The sequence below is a fragment of the Yersinia kristensenii genome (assembly GCF_900460525.1).
GTDB classification, from domain to species: Bacteria; Pseudomonadota; Gammaproteobacteria; order Enterobacterales; family Enterobacteriaceae; genus Yersinia; species Yersinia kristensenii.
Genome location: NZ_UHIY01000001.1, coordinates 3246723 through 3268507, shown reverse-complemented (window position 1 = coordinate 3268507; position 21785 = coordinate 3246723). Strand labels below are relative to the sequence as shown.

Here is a 21785-nt window from a genome sequence, read left to right as displayed (position 1 = left end):
GACATGAACAACGCAACAACGGCTGGAAAGCAAAAAGTGCCGTTACGACTCAGTACGTCGATCACTCTCATGGTTTCAGGAGTTATTATTTCTGTGCTATTGGTGGTTCACTCGCTGTTTTTCATTCAACTCAGTCAGATGGCACAAGATGGTTTGCAAAACAAAGCAGTAGCCGTCGCACGGGCCTTATCATTTTCACCGACCATCATTAATGGATTAACTGATCCTGAAGCAGGCAGAAAAATTCAGGCTTATACCCGTGAAGTTCAACAGGCCAATGACCTGCTATTTATTGTTGTGACTAATATGGACGGCATTCGTTATTCACATCCTAATCCTGAGATGATCGGACAACATTTTATCGGCAATGATTTACAACCGGCTCTACAAGGCAAAGAAAATAGCGCGATAAACCGGGGTGTCCTGGAAAGAGCATTGCGTATCTTCATCCCTGTCTATGAGCCTCATGGAAAACAAATCGGCGTGGTGGCCATTGGGATTTCTCTTACCAGTATTGATTCGGTGGTGAGTGAAACCCGCTGGACTATCCCGTGGACCATATTATTTGGGGCGCTTATTGGCTCACTCGGCACCTGGTTTTTAGTGAAAGCCCTGAAAAGAATTATGTTGGGCTTCGAACCCTACGAGATATCTAACTTATTTGAACAGCGCAACGCTATGCTGCAATCGATTAAAGAAGGCGTCATCGCTGTTGATGCTAACTCACGTATTACTGTGGTTAATCACGAAGCCAGGCGTTTATTCAAGCAAAGTGGGCCAATGGAGAATTTACTACTCAGTAATGCCAGCAAATATTGGCCTGTACGTTTGTATTTGCAACAAGTTCTGGAAACCGGCATTGCCCGTCGTGATGAGGAAATAAACTTTAATGGCAGTATATTACTGACCAATACCGTTCCGGTGGTAGTGAAAGGTGATATTATTGGTGCCATCGCCACTTTCCGCGATAAAACTGAAGTCAGCCAATTGATGCAGCGCCTAACCGGTATGGTGCATTATGCCGATGCATTACGAGCCCAGTCGCACGAATTTATGAATAAGCTTCATGTGATTTTAGGCTTATTACATATGAAGTATTATCAACAACTTGAAGATTATATTGTTAAGACATCCAATAATTATCAGGCGGAAATCGGTTCGCTACTGCGCAAGATAAAATCCCCCGTGATTGCTGGTTTTTTACTGGGAAAAATCAATCGGGCGCGCGATTTGGGTATTACATTATCCATCAGTGACGATAGCCTGTTGCCGGATATTGATAATGAACAAATAACGACGACCTTAATTACAGTTTTAGGCAATCTGATTGAGAATGCCATGGAAGCCATTGGTAGCCAACCTCAACGGGAAATTAATGTCAGCTTCCATTATCAACATGGCCGGGTACATTGTGTTGTCAGTGATGATGGGCCGGGTATTGCAACAGAGCTACAAGGTAGTATTTTTGATAATGGTTTTTCCACCAAAGGGAATGAACACGGCATAGGTTTATGCCTGGTTCGGCAGAGTTTAGAAAGTATTGGCGGCAATATTGAGTTTGATTCTGAAGCTGGCGTTTTTACACAATTCTTTATTAGTCTTCCCTACGACATTACCTCGAATAACATGACTTCTAGTGACAATAATTTCAAACAACAGCGCGGTAAATCATGATTAATGTATTAATAGTGGATGATGACGCAATGGTCGCTGAGCTGAACAAATGTTATCTGAACCAGGTGGCAGGTTTCAACTGCTGTGGCTCGGTATCCAGTTTGCAGCAAGCCCGCGATCATTTAATGGCCGCAGAGCACCCCATTGACCTGGTGCTATTAGACGTTTTCATGCGCCAAGACAATGGACTAGACTTATTACCCGTCCTACGTGAATTCAGTGAACATACCGATGTTATTGTTATTTCATCTGCCACTGATGTAAATACTATCAAAAAAGCGCTGCAATATGGAGTTGTTGATTACTTAATTAAGCCATTCCAATTCTCGCGTTTTGAAGAAGCTCTATCGACTTATCGCGAAAAACAGAGTTTGCTGGGGCAACGCGAATATTGTGCCCAAGAAGATGTCGATTCCTTACTAAGACGGAGTAATGTCACCCCAGCCGAACGCAAAAAAATTGCCCAAAGGACTCACAATACAAACATTACGCACCGTTTGTGAATGGATTCAAGGAGTACAAGACGGAGAGTTTTCAACTGAACAGATGGCGAATGCAATTGGGATCTCACGTGTATCTTGCCGTAAGTATTTGATTTATTTATCTGATACTGAGGTTCTGAGCACTAAGGTATTGTATGGCGCAACAGGTCGCCCGGTTTATCTTTATAAACTCATGCCCAGCCAGCAGGAGGTATTGAAACAGTATTGCCAATAGTGTGGGGCTAAAACTCAATAACCAACGGCATCCGATAAGAAATACCGTTGGTTATATCATTCACGAAAAAGCTATTTACATTATCCAACCTAGCAGCAATGTAGCACCAATCACGGTGGATGCACCGCCGATACGGGTCGCTATCTGGGCAAAAGGCATCAATGACATCCGGTTAGATGCCGACAGAATCGCAACATCCCCCGTCCCCCCTAATCCACTGTGACAACTGGTCACGATGGAGGCCTCCACTGGATACATATTCAAATAAGGGGCGATAATAAAACTAACAGCAGCCATTGATAAAACGACAGAACCGCACACCACGACATAGCCAACGGAGAACACCGCGACAACACTTTCTAGCGGAACATACAGCATCCCAAGGCCAATCATCAGGGGCCAGACCAACGTAGCTGAGACAAACTTATACCAACTGTGTGCGCCCTGCTCCATTTTTGACGGAATAACTTGCGCATATTTACACATCACAGCAATCAAAATCATCAGTACCGGGCCGGGAATATGCACAATTTTTTCAAATAATCCGCCCACAATAAAGAAAGCGCAGGTCATCAATAATCCTCCGCCCATCAATTGGAAGTCAGCTTGTTTTGGCCCTTCTTGCGAAGTGAATATCGCATTGTCTTGTGCTGAACGAATTAACATTCCCTCGCCATTCAAATCTTTGCGCCAGAGACCAATACGGGCCAATATTCCCGCACAAATAATGGCAAAAATGTTACCCATTACCGCAGCTGGAGCCAATTGCGCGACATAAAGATCCGGGGTCTGTCCAAGAATGGCTGCATAGGCCAATGACAAAGGCAATATACCCTCACCAATACCTCCACCGATAATCGGTACGATAATAAAGAAAAAAGTGTGATAAAGGGTGAAACCGAATAACTTACCCACCAGCAAACCGGTTGCAACGGCCGTTAGGGTCCCCACCACCAGTGGAACAAACATTCGCGTCATCCCTTGAATAAGTACCACGCGATTCATACCAAGAATACTGCCAACCACCAGACTAGCAATGACGAAATAGAGTAAATTTGCTTCCTTCATCAGCAAGTGAACCGTCTCTAACGTATTGATTTGAAAAACACCAAAATAGACTAATACGGACGGCACCATGAGACACAATATAGCTGGGCCGCCAATATCTTTTAAGAGCGGTATATGGCGACCAATATGAGATAACACAAAACCCATCGTCATAATAACCGCCAAACCACCAATCATATTCTTGGGTAGGTAACTGGCATAAGCCGAAATAAACACAATGCCCGAAATGGTCATAAATAAGACCATCGGCATAGTATTGACATTCATTTGGTTTAAGCCAATGAACATTCTTTTGATAGCGGACTTATCCGCCATATCAACGTCTTCGATAGAGGTAAGCGTAATATCCTGATTTGTTTTTTTCATTTTGGACCTAATGTTGGGTAGCACCTAAGGAAATAGAGGTAATAACCTCGCCACTCTCGTTCAATAACTCGGCTAACCTGGCACGTAAAACTATTATCTATATCAACAATAGAGGATACAAATACACCTTCTAAAAATACCACCAAACCAGAGTGAAAGAATAGTAAACATATATATAATTATTGTATTTGTTAACAGCACTACAGGTTTATCTTAATTAACTTAACTCGGAGTTTTATAATTAAATAACTTGAATATATTAAATTTTTTTTGTTATGCTTTTTGTTTGGTAATCAGTAAATTACTATTTTAGTGTGGACATAAACATTTAAACATCCATTACCAACATCAATGAAAACACCGTTTAATGTAGAGCAAACCTACGAACAGTCTCAAAAGTTGTTCGTCAACCACTGTACTCCCCAGTTTTTATTCAATATCTGCTCCATATCGGGCGTAATCTATTATTGTCTTGATTTGTTACATATAATTTAATTATCATGTAAATACTATGGTTAACAATGTATTTTATGACAATATAAATAATTAATTTTAAAAAAAAGACACATTAAAACATTCATCCCACCCCACCGAGTTAAGACAAACTACAATTCAATGAAAACTATAATCACAACATATAAGATAAGTCTAAAAATAATTTTTATAACAAACATACGGAAGAGTTTTATAATTAAAAAACAAAGAATACCAAACTCACTTTATGTAACAAACAGTTACAAACTGCTCTTGATTTAATCAATATTAATAGTGAATGCGTCTATATAGAAGCATGTGACGTGATTATAAATTAATCTTAGCTATTCAATTACTGACTCCGGTAATACCATGAAAAAAATAATTTATATGTGAATATTATTTTGCCTCATCACGACAGAAACGATAGCATGCTCTCCCATAATTCAATAGTAGTGATATATACCATAACAAGTGAAGGCGCTAAGACGCTATTTATGCATTAACCTTTAGCAATCGGTTGCAGTAATACATTTACGATGATTGCACAACAGACAGGAAAATAGGGAATGTCTATGATGTCAGGAAAACACTCTGCAGAAACCAATCACGCAGCGAGAAAACGCTGGTTAGATTCTCATGATACGGGCTATCACAAAAGTATGGGCCGACGTCATATACAAATGATAGCGATCGGCGGTTCTATCGGCACTGGCTTATTTTTGGGCACCGGTGCTCGTTTACAAATGGCAGGCCCAGCATTAGCCTTGGTTTATTTGGTCTGTGGTCTTTTCTCTTTTCTCATTCTCAGAGCACTCGGTGAACTGATTTTACACCGCCCCTCAAGTGGCAGTTTTGTTTCTTATGCCCGCGAGTTTCTCGGTGAAAAAGCCTCATATGTGGCAGGATGGATGTATTTTCTCAACTGGGCAATGACTGGGATAGTCGATATCACCGCCGTTGCTCTTTATATGCATTATTGGGGGACTTTTTCTGATGTGCCCCAATGGTTATTTGCATTAGGCGCGCTTTCAATTGTCGCCACCATGAACATGATTGGCGTGAAATGGTTTGCAGAAATGGAGTTCTGGTTTGCATTGATCAAAGTCGCCGCCATTTCTATATTCTTGATCGTGGGTGTGGTGTTTCTCGGTACTGGCCAAAGTGTTGGCGGGCACCCATCGGGTATGCATCTGATTACTGATAATGGCGGGTTTTTCCCGCACGGATTACTCCCCGCACTGATATTAGTTCAAGGAGTCATATTTGCTTTTGCCGGTATCGAGTTAATTGGTACTGCCGCTGGGGAATGTAAAGACCCAGAAAAAATGCTCCCCAAAGCTATCAATAGCGTGATTTTACGCATTGGCCTGTTTTATGTCGGCTCTGTGGTGCTACTGGTATGCTTACTGCCGTGGAATGCCTATCAGGCGGGACAAAGCCCTTTCGTAACATTTTTCAGCAGCTTAGGAGTTCCTTACATTGGAACAATTATGAATATTGTGGTGCTCTCTGCCGCCCTTTCTAGCTTAAACTCAGGTCTTTATTCTACAGGGCGTATTCTGCGCTCATTATCGATGGGTGGCTCCGCACCGAAATTCATGTCGAAAATGAGCCCCCAATCTGTTCCTTATGCCGGGATACTGGTCACTGTTGGCATCTATGTCTTCGGTGTATTACTCAATTACCTTGTTCCCTCTCAAGTATTTGAAATTGTTTTGAATATTGCATCATTAGGGATTATTAGCTCATGGGCATTCATCATTGTGTGTCAGATGAAATTACGCCAAGCAGTTAAAAAAGGAACCGCCAAACCCGTCGCTTTCAAAATGCCCGGTGCTCCAGTGACTTCCTGGTTAACATTATTTTTTCTGGCAAGTGTATTAGTGATGATGGCGTTCGACTATCCGAATGGTACCTGGACCATTGCAGCTTTACCGGTGGTCGCTCTATTACTGGTCATTGGTTGGTTTAGTTTGCGTAAACGCGCCCGCGAAGTTGCCGCAGACCCGGTCGATACCTCTCTCAAAGAGGGTAAGGCGAAAATGATGCAGCCCACTGAGTTACATCAGCAAAAATCAGCAAGCTAGAGACTGATACTCAGTCCGTAATAAACCTACGGACTGAGTTTAATGCGAACACGATCAAACTTCGTATCAAGTATCCGCTGAAAACTGAGCAGTAAACTTATTTACATCCGTGGCAGCTTTCGTTCACTCTGCCCGGCCTCCGATTAAATCAATGACAGAGAGTAAATTCGTGAAAACTCGCCCCATGGGTGATAACCCACGCCGGTAAAGGTAAAACCATATTTTTCATAGAAACCAATATGGTCAGTACATAAATGCAATTCGTCAAAACCTAATTGTTTGGTCTCTTCAGCCAGGTGCTTTATTAGCAGCGCACCATAAGCATGGCCGCGAAAGTGTTCTTCAATATAAAGCGCACACAGCCAAGGGTATAAGTCCATGCGACTAATGAAATCATTAGTAATCAGGCCAGCACCGCCAATAACCTCTGAATTGAACTCCATTAAATACCATTGCGGTAACGGATTTTTTGCACTAATACATTGAGTAATGCAATCTTGATAAAGCATTTTGGTTTCATCCGTGGCCCACTTGCTTTGAAAATAATGAATAGCTTTATCTTTATATTCTGGCTGATTTCTCACCGAGATAATCTTTATCATAAATTTATCCCTATTATCGTTTTCACTTATCCCTATCCTCTACTTATCACCTACTATTTATCGCGTCGGTGATACTTTTAATATCCTATTTTACCAAGAGGTTAGCTGGTTACAGGTTCACAGCCCGTACAATATATGTTTTATTCATTCATTGATGTAATATTGCTATTTTTGGTAGAGATCCCAGCGGTTGCCGTAAATATCTTCAAATACGACCACCATGCCATAGGCTTCTTTGCGGGGTTCTTCACAGAAAGTCACCCCATTTGACTTCATTAATTCATAATCACGCCAGAAGTTCTCGGTCTCAAGGAAAAGGAATACCCTGCCACCGCACTGATTGCCAATAAATGTCGCTTGATGGTCATTAGATGCACGAGCCAACAATAAACGACATTCACTGTCTTCACTCGGCGAAACCGACACCCAGCGCTTACCCGGTTGTGGCTCATCTTCTATCAAAAAGAAGCCTAATTTTTCAGTATAATATTCGATCGCTTTATCGTAATCATCAACCACGATGGCAATGTACCCCATCCCTCTTTTTTTACTTGTCATACCTTACTCCTATCCACCGCCAGTTAATTTAGGTCAAACCCCACTGATATTGTATCTGTTACATGACAAATAAGGTTAGAGGTGAACGTAACAAAACGAAAAATGACTGAATGCCGTATCTCAACAAGACGATGGGATTACCGCAAAAAGCCAATCGCTATAACACAGAGTAAAACCATATAACTATTTCTTCATAAATACGAACATGTTATATTTAAATCAGTTAAATTATTGGTGAAAAAAATGACTACAGTGCTGATTAATACCACCAGACAGATGAAGAAAAAAAATATCATGCTGGTAACTAGCACATTAAAATCATTGGTATCTGCCACTAAAGGCGATATATCGGCTCAAACTGGATTAAGTTTGGCGACCTGCGGCACTATCCTAAATGAGCTATGTGCCGAGGGTGAGGTTATTGAAGAATCTCTTGATGAATCTCGTGGTGGACGGCCTGCTAAGCGCTATATATATAACTCCAATTACTTTAATATTTTAAGTGTTTATGCCGAAGGCACTGATGATGCAGGTGTCATTTCATCGTCAGTCACCTCTGCTGATGGCAAAAATATTGTGGAATATAATGAAATCTACAATAATCTGACTGTAGAGAAATTAATTAATCACATTCAAGAGGTTAAAGATAAACATCCTAATATCAAAGCATTAGGCCTTGGTCTTCCGGGCATTCTTGTTGATGGAAAAGTGCTAACTTGTGATATCACCCACTTTGAAGGACTGAATATTACTGAATTATTAAATAACCAATTTAGTATTTTTGTTCAAGTAGGTAATGATATGAATTACACTGCATTTGGCTTCTATCGGAATAATTGCCGCGATATTAATGACCCGATTGCTTACATTTTTATGCCCCCAAGACATTGCGCGGGTTGCGGTATCGTTATTTCGGGAAAAATGCTTCGTGGAGCGAGTCAATTTGCGGGTGAGGTGTCAAAACTCCCTTTCTATGATAATTTAACCACCGGCAAGAATACCCATCCTCATCATCCTCCTGAATTTGAAAAGCTTCTCCATATCACGTCATCTTTGATTCCGATTATTAACCCGGTCACCATAGCAATATCAGGTCATAATATCAGTGAGACGTGTATTGATGAATTATCCATTGAACTATTAAAAAGGTTTGATAGTAAACACATCCCACATTTTGTTTATCGGGATTGCATAAAAGCTGATTATCATAATGGCATATCAGAATATACCCTTGATGCCTATAATAATTTTAGAGTCTTTGACAGCTAACTCTCACCCATTGCAATGATGGTGGGGAACCCATTTTGATACTCGACTCTCACGTCAACCCTAGCCGTCTGAACCCCTAATCCATCCTCCTGAAAATATCTTTCCCAACAGAATACTCTTGACATGTTGAGTATTATCATATTATTTTATCACTTAATATAAGTCTTTTACTAAGTGGTTTTACATTGAAAATGCTCTTAGTTTCACCACAATTAACCAGAGTAAGGTAACTACTAAATGTCCAGCTATACACTCGATACCCCTCTGGATACTTACGCTAAGCGAGCATCTACCCGAGCTATTTTCTTTGTGGCTGGTTTTGCTATGGGGCTTTGGGCTGCACTAGTGCCCTACGCGCAAAATCGTCTGAATTTTGACGCAGGTTCATTAGGGTTGCTGTTACTTTGTCTGGGAACAGGTTCACTGCTTGCCATGCTGTTCTCAGGAAGACTTATCGGCCTTTTTGGCTGTAGAAGTATTATGTTATTAGGCATCGTTCTGACTTGTCTATTCCTGCCGACCTTGGCAATTATTGATCAATTTTCTTTTATGGCATTATGCCTATTCTTTTTTGGTGCGGGTATTGGCCTGGCGGATGTTGCAGTGAATGTCCAAGGTTCACTGGTTGAACAATCCTCGGATAAACCCTTAATGTCAGGTTTCCATTGCCTATTTAGTATTGGCTCAATTGCCGGTGCAGGCGGTGGTGCAATACTATTTACACTGGGTTTAATGCCTCTAACGGTAACATTCATTGCCATTGTGGTCATTGCCATTATTACCACCACGGTTTTCAATGAATTAATCCCCTTTGGTGATAATAAAGAACCTACTGAGCCGGTAATAACAAAACCGAGGCCCAATTTCCGGCTCATATTAATGGCTCTGATGTGCATGATTTGTTTTATGGCAGAAGGCGCAGTATTAGATTGGAGTGGCGTTTTTCTGACGAACGATCGGGGACTTGATATAAAACATGCTGGCTGGGGATTTGCAATTTTTGGTGGGACGATGTCAATCATGCGTTTCACTGGGGACAAAGTGGTTAGTCTCTTGGGGCGCAAGCGAATACTGATTCTTAGCAGTCTCATTGCGATGATCGGCTATGCCGTTGCGGTCATTATACCCGACTGGAAGTTCACACTGCTTGGTTTTGCACTGGTCGGAATTGGGGCCGCTAATATTGTTCCGGTTCTGATCACACTCGCGGGCCAGGAAAAAGTTATGCCGGTAAATATGTCCGTTGCCCTGGTTGCAACCCTGGGTTATTTCGGTGTACTGGGCGGGCCAGCACTGATTGGTTTTATTGCCCATTTAACGGATCTTTATACTGCATTTGCCATTGTCGCACTAACGTTTCTTGTCATTGCCATCGGTGCGTTTAAGCTGAAATATAATGGCGATGAGCCTCTGCCTTAAGAGGAAATATTCAGAATAGGTTATTTGTTAAAAAATTCTCGCAAGAGAAAAAGAGTGACTGAGTATGGTAATTTTACCAGCTAGCAAATTTTTGCTAGCTTTTTTTTAGATAAATGACGCTGAGATATTTTCTATCAAACTAATATCTTCGATATGTTAAAGAGGGAAACAAAATGAGCATTAAAATCGTTGCCGTTGATATGGATGGAACCTTTCTTAACGACCAGATGAATTTTGATAGGAAACGGTTTAGCACACAATATTTACAACTTAAAAATAACGGAATAAAATTTGTCGTTGCCAGTGGTAACCAATATTATCAGCTCATTTCCTTTTTCCCAGACATTGCCCATGAAATCGCATTTGTCGCTGAAAATGGTGCCTATGTCAGCAATGAAGATACAGAGATTTTTTGCGGGGCACTTTCGGAGGAAGGGTGTGACAAAGTTCTAAAAACAATATTACGCATACCCCATCTGGATATCATTGTGTGTGGAAAGAACGGCGCTTGTATGCTCAGCTCATCAGGTAATACATTTTTCACCACCATGAGCAAATATTACCATCGACTTAAGATTATTGATGACTTCAGCCAAGTCGAGGAACCTGCATTTAAGTTCGCAATCAGTTTACCCGATGAAGAATTGGCGGACTTTATGAAGTTCATTGAGGTTGAATTAGCCGGTATTGTCACTCCCGTGTCCAGTGGGCATGGTTCAGTTGACCTGATAATACCCGGTGTACACAAAGCCAATGGTATTAAAATACTCCAAAATATATGGGGTGTGAAAGATGAAGAAGTGGTGACTTTTGGTGATGGCGGCAATGATATAGAGATGTTACAACATGCCGGTTTTGGATTTGCCATGGCGAACGCGCCAGATCGTATTAAAAAAATAGCGAAATATCAGACTGATTCGAATAATGACTCAGGCGTATTAAATGTCATTGATAAAATTTTAAGAAAAGAACCTCCGTTTGCATAAAGTTTTGGGTTTACCGCAGCTCATAGTCATAACACCTGTTCGCGCTCATTACGAACAGGTGTTATGAATTATAAGCCCCGAAAGAGGCTAAGTAAGTCTATAGTTTCAGAGCCGAGGGGCTCTCATCGATGGTAATATCAGCTGCCAAAGAAGTACGAGCACTGCGGCCGCGGCAAGGGCGATGCCGGCAGGCGCGAGCGATGGCAGCCCCCAAATATGGATGACCATACTGCCAATACTGGAGCCGAGCACAACTCCGGCATTGAAAGCTGCGATATTCATTCCCGAAGCCACATCCATAGCATTTGGCTGATACCTTTTGGCCAACATTAGGATTCGAGATTGCAACGGCGGAATTGCACCATAAGTTGTGAGTGTAGCGGTCAACTAAAACCGGACACGGAGTTAGGCACATTGCTGTAGTCGACGTTCATATCCATCCGGCGATATATTTCCCAGCCGATAATGCCGATGCTTCAGATGATAAAAGCTGTCGATATCATCGATTGTGTCTACAATATCCTCATTAAAGCGCAGCCTGTTATCAGACTGCGCTTATATCCCTCAACGAAAGAGTTTGGGTGTGATTAGAAGTTAAACTTCCCACCCAGAGAAGCAGCAATATCGGAGTAGCTGTTACCGCCAATCTGCCCTGAAACGCCGCCCTGAATGCTCAGCCGCTCCGTCAGCTTAGCTTCCACCCCCGTTTTGAGTTCTCCGACATTACGCGCCCCTTTGATGTGGTCATCCACACCGTCAATTCGCACACCGTACTGGTTGGTATTATGTACCCAGTTAGCCTCTACATAAGGCTGGAACTTGCGCTCAGTATTCCGATCTAACTCACTTTTCCCATTCAGATAGGCACGCAGACCCAACTTGGTCTGCACGTTATTATTGCCCAGCCCCTCCACATACGAACCCTGATTTTCCGTATGACCGTCAGCCTTAACACCCATCCAGATTGCCTGAGCGTGCGGCTGCAACCAAAGGGTGTTTTGGATTCCGTGGGCCGTCGTCCAGCTATTGACCAACCAGTCATAGCCTGTTTCAAGTGATGCGGTCAGACCCCGGCTGTCATATTTTTCCTCTGCCATTTCCTGGCCATTCACCTGATTCCTGAACCAGTTGTATTGCAGCCAACTGTCAGTATACAAACCGCCTTTCACTTGGTCGTTTGCATACCAAGAGCTATAGATCCCCGTGCTGTAACCCGTTATGGTATTACGCGAGCTGTAGCCCTTCCGGCTGTTATAGGTCTGGCCTCTGGCATTAGCATACCCCGCCATCACCCCCAGATTGAATTTGCCCAATGGTTCGGATGATACCTGCAACACGTCACCACCCAGTTGCAATACATAACGGTTGGTGTTGGTATTGTTCTGACCATCCGTCATCGATACCTTACTGCGCCCACCTTCGTTACGCATCCACATTGAGGTTGAACGCGTTTCACCGGTAACCAGATCCTCGTACTGTGTTTCTCCCGCACGATCATGCAAGCTCAGCGTAAACAGCGTATTCGCCGCCTGAAGGTTAGCTGCGTAGCTGGCGGCTTCAGGCCTTATCTGGTTGGTATAGCTATCCAGATACCAGTCATTCTCTTTTTTCACAAGAGAGTAGTCATATAACCCGGCGGTGATCCTGTTACCCTGCGTAAAGACAGCATCCGAGGTCCCCTGTACAGTAATCAGCTTGAGACCCTGAAGAGTTTGCCCGCCGCGGCCTTTTTCATTGACCATGTAGAGTGTACTTGTGCCGGAGGAATTCCCCAGTATTGTCAACTGGTCGGTCAGCGAGTTATCGTCTGCCAGTACTGCGCCCAAGGAAAGTGAGCTGCCCTGCCCGCCCACGTAATCGCCGTTAATTGTCAGGTTATTCCCTGCGCTGGTTGATGAGGGATTAAGAACCAAACTGCCACGGTTAGTGAGGTTGCCGTCGATGAATGAGGTAACATATTGCTGGTTTGACAATGCCAAGACACCGCTATTGTCTGCGTTCCCTAACAACCTGCTCAAGTGACTGAGCACCAGGGTTCCTACGTTCGAAAAACCATTCCCGGCCTGCCACGCCTGAGAATCCAGCAGCGTCAGTTTACTGCCGGCGTCGATATTTACTGCGGACACTCGGGCCTCAGCATCAGCTCTGACCTCTGAACTACCAGAGAACGTGATGCTACCGGTCCCGTAGATGTTATGACTCAGTTCACCATTTGTGTTCCAAAAATGCATCTTATCATTGTTAGTGATATCTCCGGTTCCCGCCGCGTTCACTCCCTGCAGGATCAGTGTGCCCGAATTCACAACGGTACCACCAGAATAGGCGTTATTTCCTGTCAGGATCAGTACACCATTGCCAGCCTGAACCACAGAGCCTGAGCCGGATATCACACCGCTGTAGGTCAGTGCATCGCTGCGGTTAAATGACAGTGAGCCGTTGTTGATGATATTCCCGGCCATTGCCCCGGTGGTGCCGCCGTTACCGACTTGCAGAGTACCTGCGCTGATGGTGGTATCGCCGGTAAAGGTGTTGTTACCGGTCAGTGTCAGCACGTCGTTGCCAGCCTTAACCACAGAACCTGAACCGGATATCACACCGCTGTAGGTCAGTGCATCGCTGCGGTTAAATGACAGTGAGCCGTTGTTGATGATATTCCCGGCCATTGCCCCGGTGGTGCCACCGTTACCGACTTGCAGAGTACCTGCGCTGATGGTGGTATCGCCGGTAAAGGTGTTGTTACCGGTCAGTGTCAGCACGTCGTTGCCAGCCTTAACCACAGAACCTGAACCGGATATCACGCCACCGTAGGCCAGTGCATCGCTGCGGTTAAATGACAGCGCACTGTTGTTAATAATATCCCCGGCCACTGACCCGGTAGTACTGCCGTTGCCAATTTGCAGGGTACCCGCGCTGATGGTGGTGCCACCGGCGTAGGTGTTGTCACCGGTCAATGTCAGCACGTCATTGCCCGCCTGACTCAGAGAACCTGAGCCGGATATCACGCCGCTGTAGGTCAGTGCATCGCTGCGGTTAAACACCAGCGTACTGTTATTGATAATATTCCCTGCCACTGACCCGGTAGTACCGCCGTTACCGATTTGCAGAGTACCCGCGCTGATGGTAGTACCGCCGGTAAAGGTGTTGTCACCGGTCAGCGTCAGCACGCCGATAGCTGCCTGATTCAGAGAACCTGAGCCAGATATCACGCCGCCGTAGGTCAGTGCATCGCTGCGGTTAAACACCAGCGTACTGTTATTGATAATATTCCCTGCCACTGACCCGGTAGTACCGCCGTTGCCAATTTGCAGGGTACCCGCGCTGATGGTGGTGCCACCAGCGTAGGTGTTGTCACCAGTCAATGCCAGCACGTCATTGCCCGCCTGACTCAGAGAACCTGAGCCAGATATCACGCCGCTGTAGATCAGTGTATCGCTGCGGTTAAATGACAGTGCGCTGTTGTTGATGATATTCCCGGTCATTGCCCCAGTGGTGCCGCCGTTACCGACTTGCAGAGTACCTGCGCTGATGGTGGTATCGCCGGTAAAGGTATTGTCAGCGGTCAGTGTCAGCACGTCGTTGCCGGCCTTAACCACAGAACCTGAACCGGATATCGCACCACCGTAGGTCAGTGCATCGCTGCGATTAAATGACAGCGCACTGTTGTTGATGATATCCCCGGCCACTGACCCGGTAGTACCGCCGTTGCCAATTTGCAGGGCACCCGCGCTGATGGTAGTAGTGCCGGTAAAGGTGTTGTCACCGGTCAATGTCAGCACGTCGTTGCCAAACTTAACCAGAGAACCTGAGCCGGATATCACGCCGCCGTAGGTCAGTGCATCGCTGCGGTTAAACGACAGCGCACTGTTGTTGGTAATATCTCCAACCACTGATCCGGTGGTGCCGCCGTTACCGATTTGCAGAGTACCCGCGTTGATGGTGGTGCCACCGGCGTAAGTATTGTTATTCGTGAGGATAAGCCCTGCAGCGCCTGTTTTGACCAGCGAACCCAGACCTGAGATTTGCCCCGTCGCGGTTAAATTAGCGTCCGTCTTAAGTGTTCCACTGGTATTCAGCAGCATGTCTCGTGCCGTACTGATTACAGCGGTATTCTCTAGAGTACCGCTGCCGAAAGTCAGCGCGCGCTCTGCTGCCCCGAGGTTGCTATCACTCGACACTGATAGGGTGCCAGCATTGATGTTCCATGCTGTGGCTTCCGTGGTTGAACCGCTCAGTGTCCAAGTGCTGTTACCGGTTTTTACATAGTTGCTGAAGCCATAATATTGCACATCACCGGTCCATGAGGATGGTGATGACGCCGCGAGACTGGCGACAGAAAAACTGCTGTTGGTATCTCCGCCTAGCACCAGCGTGTCCCCACCACTGCTAATCACATTGCCAACAAAACTGTAGCCGGATTCAAGGGTCAGGGTGTTATTCCCGCCGGAAAGTTCAATCGCGTTAGCCTGCGTCTTTCTGTCGCCCGCGAGCCCCCCAGCGATAATATTCGATGTCGTGATGGTGCTTGAGCCAGTAGATATAACAGCGACCCCGCCAGCACCATAAGTTCCTGCAGTACCATCGGCACCCGCCTGTCCCGCTGCCCCCATAGTGCCTCCGGGCGCACCCGCAAGGTCTGTGCTACCCGCAGCCCCACCGGTCGCTAAACCGGCTCCCCCGCCATTTCCACCTCGGATAATACCCTGGCTGACCAGCTCGAAATGACTCCCTGTCACGGCAATGCCGCCCGCTGCCCCATTCCCGGCAATACCACCGGCAGTTCCATCACCCCCATCGCCGGAATGACCGAAATTGTTTGCACCTTGCCCTCCCCGGCCACCTGCACCGCCGAGAGCGTTACCACCAGCCCCCCCCGCCCCACCAAAGATTGAGCCGTCATTGTTTACGCTGAACCCGCTCCCCACAATCGCGTTGCCACCCATTCCGCCATTTTGGGCAACCCCAGACAAACCAGCATCGCCCCCATTTCCGCCGTTGGCGTTGCTTCCCTGTACAGGCCAGCCGCCGTTACCGCCGTTACCGCCATTGGCATTACCACCAGCCCCCCCCGCACCGCCCGCAAGTAAGCTACCTGTGGTGATATTGAGGGTACCACCTGTTGCGGCCACGTCACCTGCACCACCTGATGTTGCGGTATTGGTGGCATCTCCACCGTTATTACCATTAGTCCCGGCATTAGTTGGGTTTCCAGCCGTGTTACCATTACTCCCTGTAGTCCCCTCCGCGCCGGAGGCATTAATACCGGAAGTTCCTGCCTGACCCTGTATGCAGTTAGCGTAAGTGGTGCCGTTTACGCTGCAGTCAGCCGCACGCACGGGGAATGTGGTGGCTCCAAATGCCAATGCGGCAGCGCAAGCAAGCACCATCGGATGAAGTCGAAACTGAGATAGTGCCGGTAAAATATTAGGTTTTCCATTTAAAACAATAACGGGGGTGCTGTTCATGGTTTTCCTTCAAGTTCAAGAATGGTGATTCATCGGTTAGGGCTGAAATCGTTAAGGTGGCATAGGCATGGAAATGTCCATCATGAATCCCACTCCAATTACCTGAGTAATGACGTAAATAATGTTTTCTACCTTTATTTAGATCTTTATCGGCAGGGGAAAGGAAATATTTAAGTAGGAGAGCTAAGTTAGAGGTGAATATTCGTGCGCAAATGTATGAGAATGCCGACAATCCCCTGCCAGAATGACTGGCCGGTGAGGTTTTACCTCGAACTAACCAAAGCAATTGAAATGATGCGGACGATACGGACTCAACGTGGCCAGATGTCCGAGAGTTAGAACCTTTCAGGCCCGGTATCAGCGCCTGTCAATTATGAAAAATGACAAGAAGTGATCCTGATAGAATACCCACTCCACGGGAGTAGTCAGCTATAGTGGAACGAACAGATGGGCTGTCAGTACCACCTACATGATTAACGCAAATACGCCTCTCAAGGTATTGCGTAGAGCAGGATATCAGCAGTGTATACATCATCCGCCAACGAACAGAATTGCGGTATACACGCGACGGCTTTAATAGTCGCTGGCGCGAAGCCAAAGATAAAGATAAATACCCTGAATTAGAGTTTGACTTCACTTTCCACGACTTAAAGGTTAAAGGCATCTCTGGCTTGAGCGGCTCTCTTTACGATAAACAAGCAATTTCAGGACACAAGAACGCTGCTCAAACCGCTCGCTACGATAGAAAAATAGCAATAGTTCCAGCTGTGGGAGATCAGTAGAGCGGGGATAATATTATGAAAGTATATTATGAAGCGAGATTTCAGGCACAAAAAAACCGCCTCTCGGCGGTTAACGACATACTCATACTACTTTGTTTTACTTAGATTTGTTTCCATGGTGCCCGGGGCGGGACTTGAACCCGCACAGCCATAAGCCGAGGGATTTTAAATCCCTTGTGTCTACCGATTTCACCACCCGGGCTCTGGAAAACTGGAGGCGCGTCCCGGAGTCGAACCGAGGTAGACGGATTTGCAATCCGTAGCATGGCCACTCTGCCAACGCGCCTTATTCTTCTTTGCCTTACTACTGAGGTTCGCTTATAGCCAACCTACTAATTTGGAGCGGGAAACGAGACTCGAACTCGCGACCCCGACCTTGGCAAGGTCGTGCTCTACCAACTGAGCTATTCCCGCAACATCAGAACTTACTGATTCTTTTGCTATCTTTCGACATTTTGTTGCTGCCGTCTGATGCGATGCATTCTACTTACCTGACGCGATGAGTCAATAAAATTATCTGACTAATTCGTTCGTTTGCTGCTTTTTCCGGCGCTTCGATCAAGGTTCGAGCAAATCTTTCCAGGCAGCGTTTAAATATTGAAACATTGACCAAAATGTCAGTACCGCAGCAATGTAGAGTAGAACAATGCTCGCAAGTTCAATATTGTGGTCAGGACGCCAAAGTAGACCGACTAATGAACCCATTTGAGCGGTTGTTTTTACCTTACCAATCCATGAAACCGCAACACTGCTGCGTTTGCCAATTTCAGCCATCCATTCTCGGAGAGAGGAAATGATAATTTCACGGGCAATCATGGTCGCTGCCGGTAAAGTAATCCACCAGACATGGTAATATTCAGCAACCAGCACTAATGCGATGGCCACCATAACTTTATCCGCCACGGGATCAAGAAAAGCCCCAAAACGGGTTGTTTGCTTCCAGCGGCGGGCTAAAAAGCCATCAAACCAGTCGGTTGCTGCTGCAAACACGAAAATGATGGCACAAACCATCGGAGCCCAGACGAATGGCAGGTAAAACGCCAAAACGAAGAATGGGATGAGTACAACACGAAACAGGGTAAGCCAAGTCGGTATATTCAATTGCATAATGCTACGATAACTATCTGGCTGGTGTGGATATTATGAGTATGGTGCAACATTAGCCTCAGTGTTTCAATGCATTGTAGATTTTTTCTGCCAATGCTTGTGAAATACTCGGCACTTTTGCAATTTCCTCGACGCTAGCATTAAGTAAAGGTTGCAGTCCGCCCATATACTTCAGCAGTATTTGCCGCCGTTTAGGGCCAACTCCCTCTATCATTTCTAATGCGCTAGTATTTTTTACTTTTGAACGACGCTGCCTATGCCCAGTTATTGCATGATTGTGAGAATCGTCACGAATATGTTGAATCAAATGTAATGCAGGAGAGTCCGGCGGTAATGAAAAGCCCTCCCCTTCAGCAGCCAGGAACAATGTTTCCAACCCCGCTTTTCGGTCACTTCCTTTGGCAACCCCAACTAATAACGGCTTTTGCTTGTCCCACGAAACATTGAGTGAAGCAAAAACGTCAAAAGCTTGGGATAACTGACCTTTACCGCCATCAATAAAGATAACGTCAGGGATCTTTTTATCATCTAATGCTTTGCCGTATCGGCGTTTCAGCACTTGAGACATAGCCGCATAATCATCACCCGGAGTGATACCACTAATATTGTAGCGTCTATATTCCGAACGTACAGGGCCATTTGCATCAAATACTACGCAAGATGCTACCGTCTGCTCTCCCATCGTATGGCTGATATCAAAACATTCCATCCGATTTATCTCATCAAGATTAAGAATCTTAGCCAACTCTTTCATACGTTGATGGATAGTTGACTGCTGCGATAAACGTGTCACCAGTGCTGTTGAAGCATTCGTCCGAGCAAGCTTGAGGTAGCGAGCACGATCACCACGAGGACGACTTTGGATCTGGATTTTTCTTCCCGCCAGTTCAGAAAGAGAAGATGCCAACAGATCCTTTTCCTCAAGTGTGAAATCTAACAAAATTTCACCAGGGAGCGTACGCCCCTGGCTTCCTTGTAAATAAAACTGCCCGACGAATGTCTGAACAACTTCACTCAATTCAGTTCCAGCAGGGACTTTCGGGAAATAACTTCGGCTTCCCAGAACCTTTCCCTGCCGGATAAATAACACGTGTACACAAGCTAATCCGGCATCAAACGCCACACCTATCACATCAAGATCTTCACTGTCGCCGGAAACAAACTGCTGCTCAGTAACACGTCTTACCGCTTGTATTTGATCACGAATACGCGCCGCATCTTCAAAATGAAGCAGTCGACTGGCATCTTCCATACGTGAAATCAATTGCGTCAATACTTGTTGATCTTTGCCCGAGAGGAACAGACGCACATAATCGACCTGACGCTGATACTCCTCTTCAGTCACTAATCCGGTAACACAGGGCCCAGAACAACGGCCAATTTGGTATTGCAAACAAGGCCGTGAGCGATTGCGATAAACACTATTTTCACATTGCCTAACAGGAAAAAGCTTCTGTAATAATGCTAAGGTTTCGCGAACAGCATAGGAATTCGGGAATGGCCCAAAATATTCCCCTTTTTCATGCTTTGCACCACGATGAATCGCCAGACGAGGATGCTTATCTGCACTGAGGAAAATGAGTGGGTACGATTTATCATCCCGCAACAACACATTGTAACGGGGCTGATAAAGTTTGATGTAATTATGCTCAAGCAAGAGCGCTTCCGTCTCCGTATGAGTGACGGTTACATCAATCTGGGCAATATTCTTAACTAAGGTTTCCGTTTTACGGCTCGCAACCTGAGCACGGAAATAGCTGGTCAGGCGCTTCTTAAGATCTTTTGCTTTGCCGACATAAATAACTGTTCCCGCCTTATCATACATGCGGTAAACACCAGGTTGACTGGTGACAGTTTTCAAAAACTCTTTAGAATCAAAACAATCAGTCACTATTTGATAACATCTCCGCGTTAAACAGCCCATGGCGGATAGCCAAGTGGGTTAATTCAACGTCACCACTAATATTAAGCTTACTAAACATCCGGTAACGGTAACTGTTCACCGTTTTTGGGCTCAGATGAAGTTGCTCCGATATCTCATTCACCTTTTGGCCTTTTGTTATCATGAGCATAATTTGTAACTCACGCTCAGACAAACAACTAAAAGGTGTTTCCGTCGGGGGTTCCAACTGCCCTAGCGCCATTTGTTGTGCAATATCTGAAGCTATGTAACGTTGCCCTGAATGGACAGCACGGATAGCAGTAACAACATCCTGAGGTGCAGCACCTTTACTTAAGTACCCACTTGCACCCGCCTGCATAACTTTTGCAGGTAATGGATTCTCAGTATGAATAGTCAACATGATAACTTTAGTATCCGGAGAGAAGCGTAAAATTTTACGTGTGGCTTCCAACCCGCCGATACCGGGCATATTCATATCCATCAATACGATATCAACAATATGGCTACGGCACCATTTTACCGCATCTTCGCCACACTGCATCTCATCCGCTACTTTGATACCCTTGATGTCTTCAAGAATGCGTCGTATCCCTGCGCGCACCAGTTCGTGGTCATCAACAAGAAGAACGCTAATCAAAGAAAATTCCCCAAAAATAAGGGAGTAACCTAATCACGCTTTACTTACAGTAATGATATTACTTGTTTTCGGGCAAACAATGAATACAGAATAATTGCAAATTCACATCTATATTGTTTGACAGATATTGTTTTCATCAACATTTTTACTATGTACATAAATTTTCAGGTGTATAAATTAATAACAAGATAAAAAAGAAAAGTTTTTTTAAGATTTTTCTTGGAGTTAGCCATTTGTTCATAAAAAAAATAATTTTCACCCTCAGAAAAATTATTTTTATGCAATAAAACCCAACATATTGATACAACTAACAATCAGATAGCTTTGTTCTATTTTTAAGTATAGGAATTATTCTTATTTTTTTATTTATTACTGATCTCTTATTCACTATGAAAATGAGTGGTTTTTGACATAAATTACCCGTTATCAGAAAAACGTGGATATTATGAACAAAATTAACTTAATTAAGTTTATACAACCAGCGCGAATAGGGGCATAGATTAACCGTGGTATTGACATAAATACCCTCTTGGTTCGTGCTACTCATTAGAGATTGCGCACATGTTATCAAAGCTAATCATCAGTTTATGGTATAATGCAATAACTGTTTAATAATGCCGCTTATGTTCACTGTCGTGCGGGCCTATCTGCATCACCTTGTCCACAAGCAA

At 44.9% G+C, this 21785-nt stretch carries 12 protein-coding genes, 3 tRNA genes and 2 pseudogenes; 7 read left to right on the top strand and 10 right to left on the bottom strand.

Annotated features, from left to right (window positions below):
- Positions 1-3: 3 nt before the first annotated feature.
- Positions 4-1674 carry a sensor histidine kinase gene (locus DX162_RS14980; protein WP_050413805.1) on the top strand — a complete coding sequence of 557 codons (1671 nt, stop codon included), beginning with the start codon at positions 4-6 and terminating at the stop codon, positions 1672-1674.
- Positions 1671-2391: pseudogene (gene dcuR / locus DX162_RS14975) on the top strand (two-component system response regulator DcuR). The gene DX162_RS14980 and the pseudogene dcuR overlap by 4 nt, the downstream one beginning before the upstream one ends.
- A gap of 75 nt (positions 2392-2466) precedes the next feature.
- Here dcuR and DX162_RS14970 read toward each other — a convergent pair.
- Positions 2467-3825 carry a 2-hydroxycarboxylate transporter family protein gene (locus DX162_RS14970; RefSeq protein ID WP_004390808.1) on the bottom strand — a complete coding sequence of 453 codons (1359 nt, stop codon included), beginning with the start codon at positions 3823-3825 and terminating at the stop codon, positions 2467-2469.
- A 1049-nt stretch (positions 3826-4874) separates the two neighbouring features.
- Here DX162_RS14970 and ansP point away from each other — a divergent pair.
- Positions 4875-6389 carry an L-asparagine permease gene (ansP, locus tag DX162_RS14965; RefSeq protein WP_032819931.1) on the top strand — a complete coding sequence of 505 codons (1515 nt, stop codon included), beginning with the start codon at positions 4875-4877 and terminating at the stop codon, positions 6387-6389.
- Positions 6390-6532: 143 nt separating this feature from the next.
- Here the strand turns inward: ansP and DX162_RS14960 are convergent, their stop codons facing one another.
- Complete coding sequence (locus tag DX162_RS14960) at positions 6533-6991, bottom strand: GNAT family N-acetyltransferase (RefSeq protein ID WP_004390810.1); 459 nt, start codon at positions 6989-6991, stop codon at positions 6533-6535.
- Positions 6992-7156: 165 nt separating this feature from the next.
- The gene (locus tag DX162_RS14955) at positions 7157-7549 is read right to left on the bottom strand and encodes a VOC family protein (RefSeq protein ID WP_032819919.1); all 393 of its coding nucleotides are present in this window, start codon (positions 7547-7549) and stop codon (positions 7157-7159) included.
- Positions 7550-7792: 243 nt separating this feature from the next.
- On the opposite strand from DX162_RS14955, the gene DX162_RS14950 reads away from it, so the two are divergent.
- The 3 genes from DX162_RS14950 (at position 7793) to DX162_RS14940 (ending at position 11223) form a co-directional block, all read left to right on the top strand.
- Entirely contained in the window at positions 7793-8818 is a 1026-nt protein-coding gene (locus DX162_RS14950) for an ROK family protein (protein ID WP_032819920.1), read from the top strand.
- A 237-nt stretch (positions 8819-9055) separates the two neighbouring features.
- Complete coding sequence (locus DX162_RS14945; RefSeq protein WP_098080822.1) at positions 9056-10237, top strand: MFS transporter; 1182 nt, start codon at positions 9056-9058, stop codon at positions 10235-10237.
- Between the two features lie 173 nt (positions 10238-10410).
- Positions 10411-11223: a Cof-type HAD-IIB family hydrolase gene (locus DX162_RS14940; RefSeq protein ID WP_004390815.1), complete on the top strand. Its 813-nt coding sequence runs from the start codon at positions 10411-10413 to the stop codon at positions 11221-11223.
- Positions 11224-11810: 587 nt separating this feature from the next.
- Here DX162_RS14940 and DX162_RS14930 read toward each other — a convergent pair.
- Positions 11811-16685 (bottom strand): autotransporter outer membrane beta-barrel domain-containing protein, encoded by a 4875-nt coding sequence (locus tag DX162_RS14930; RefSeq protein WP_098080820.1) that lies wholly within the window; start codon positions 16683-16685, stop codon positions 11811-11813.
- Between the two features lie 515 nt (positions 16686-17200).
- Here DX162_RS14930 and DX162_RS14920 point away from each other — a divergent pair.
- Positions 17201-17467, top strand: a pseudogene (locus DX162_RS14920) (site-specific integrase); the annotation flags it as partial.
- A gap of 116 nt (positions 17468-17583) precedes the next feature.
- Here DX162_RS14920 and DX162_RS14915 read toward each other — a convergent pair.
- From DX162_RS14915 to uvrY, 6 genes are all read right to left on the bottom strand, one after another.
- Positions 17584-17669, bottom strand: a tRNA-Leu gene (locus tag DX162_RS14915).
- A gap of 10 nt (positions 17670-17679) precedes the next feature.
- Positions 17680-17753, bottom strand: a tRNA-Cys gene (locus DX162_RS14910).
- Between the two features lie 52 nt (positions 17754-17805).
- Positions 17806-17881: transfer RNA gene (locus DX162_RS14905), tRNA-Gly, on the bottom strand.
- 144 nt (positions 17882-18025) lie between these two features.
- Positions 18026-18574, bottom strand: a complete 549-nt coding sequence (pgsA, locus tag DX162_RS14900) for a CDP-diacylglycerol--glycerol-3-phosphate 3-phosphatidyltransferase (RefSeq protein ID WP_004392860.1) — start codon at positions 18572-18574, stop codon at positions 18026-18028.
- 58 nt (positions 18575-18632) lie between these two features.
- A complete protein-coding gene (gene uvrC / locus DX162_RS14895) occupies positions 18633-20465 on the bottom strand; it encodes an excinuclease ABC subunit UvrC (RefSeq protein WP_032821010.1) in 1833 nt (610 codons plus the stop codon).
- Positions 20458-21114 carry a UvrY/SirA/GacA family response regulator transcription factor gene (gene uvrY / locus DX162_RS14890; RefSeq protein WP_004392863.1) on the bottom strand — a complete coding sequence of 219 codons (657 nt, stop codon included), beginning with the start codon at positions 21112-21114 and terminating at the stop codon, positions 20458-20460. The genes uvrC and uvrY overlap by 8 nt, the downstream gene beginning before the upstream one ends.
- Between the last annotated feature and the right edge of the window lie 671 nt (positions 21115-21785).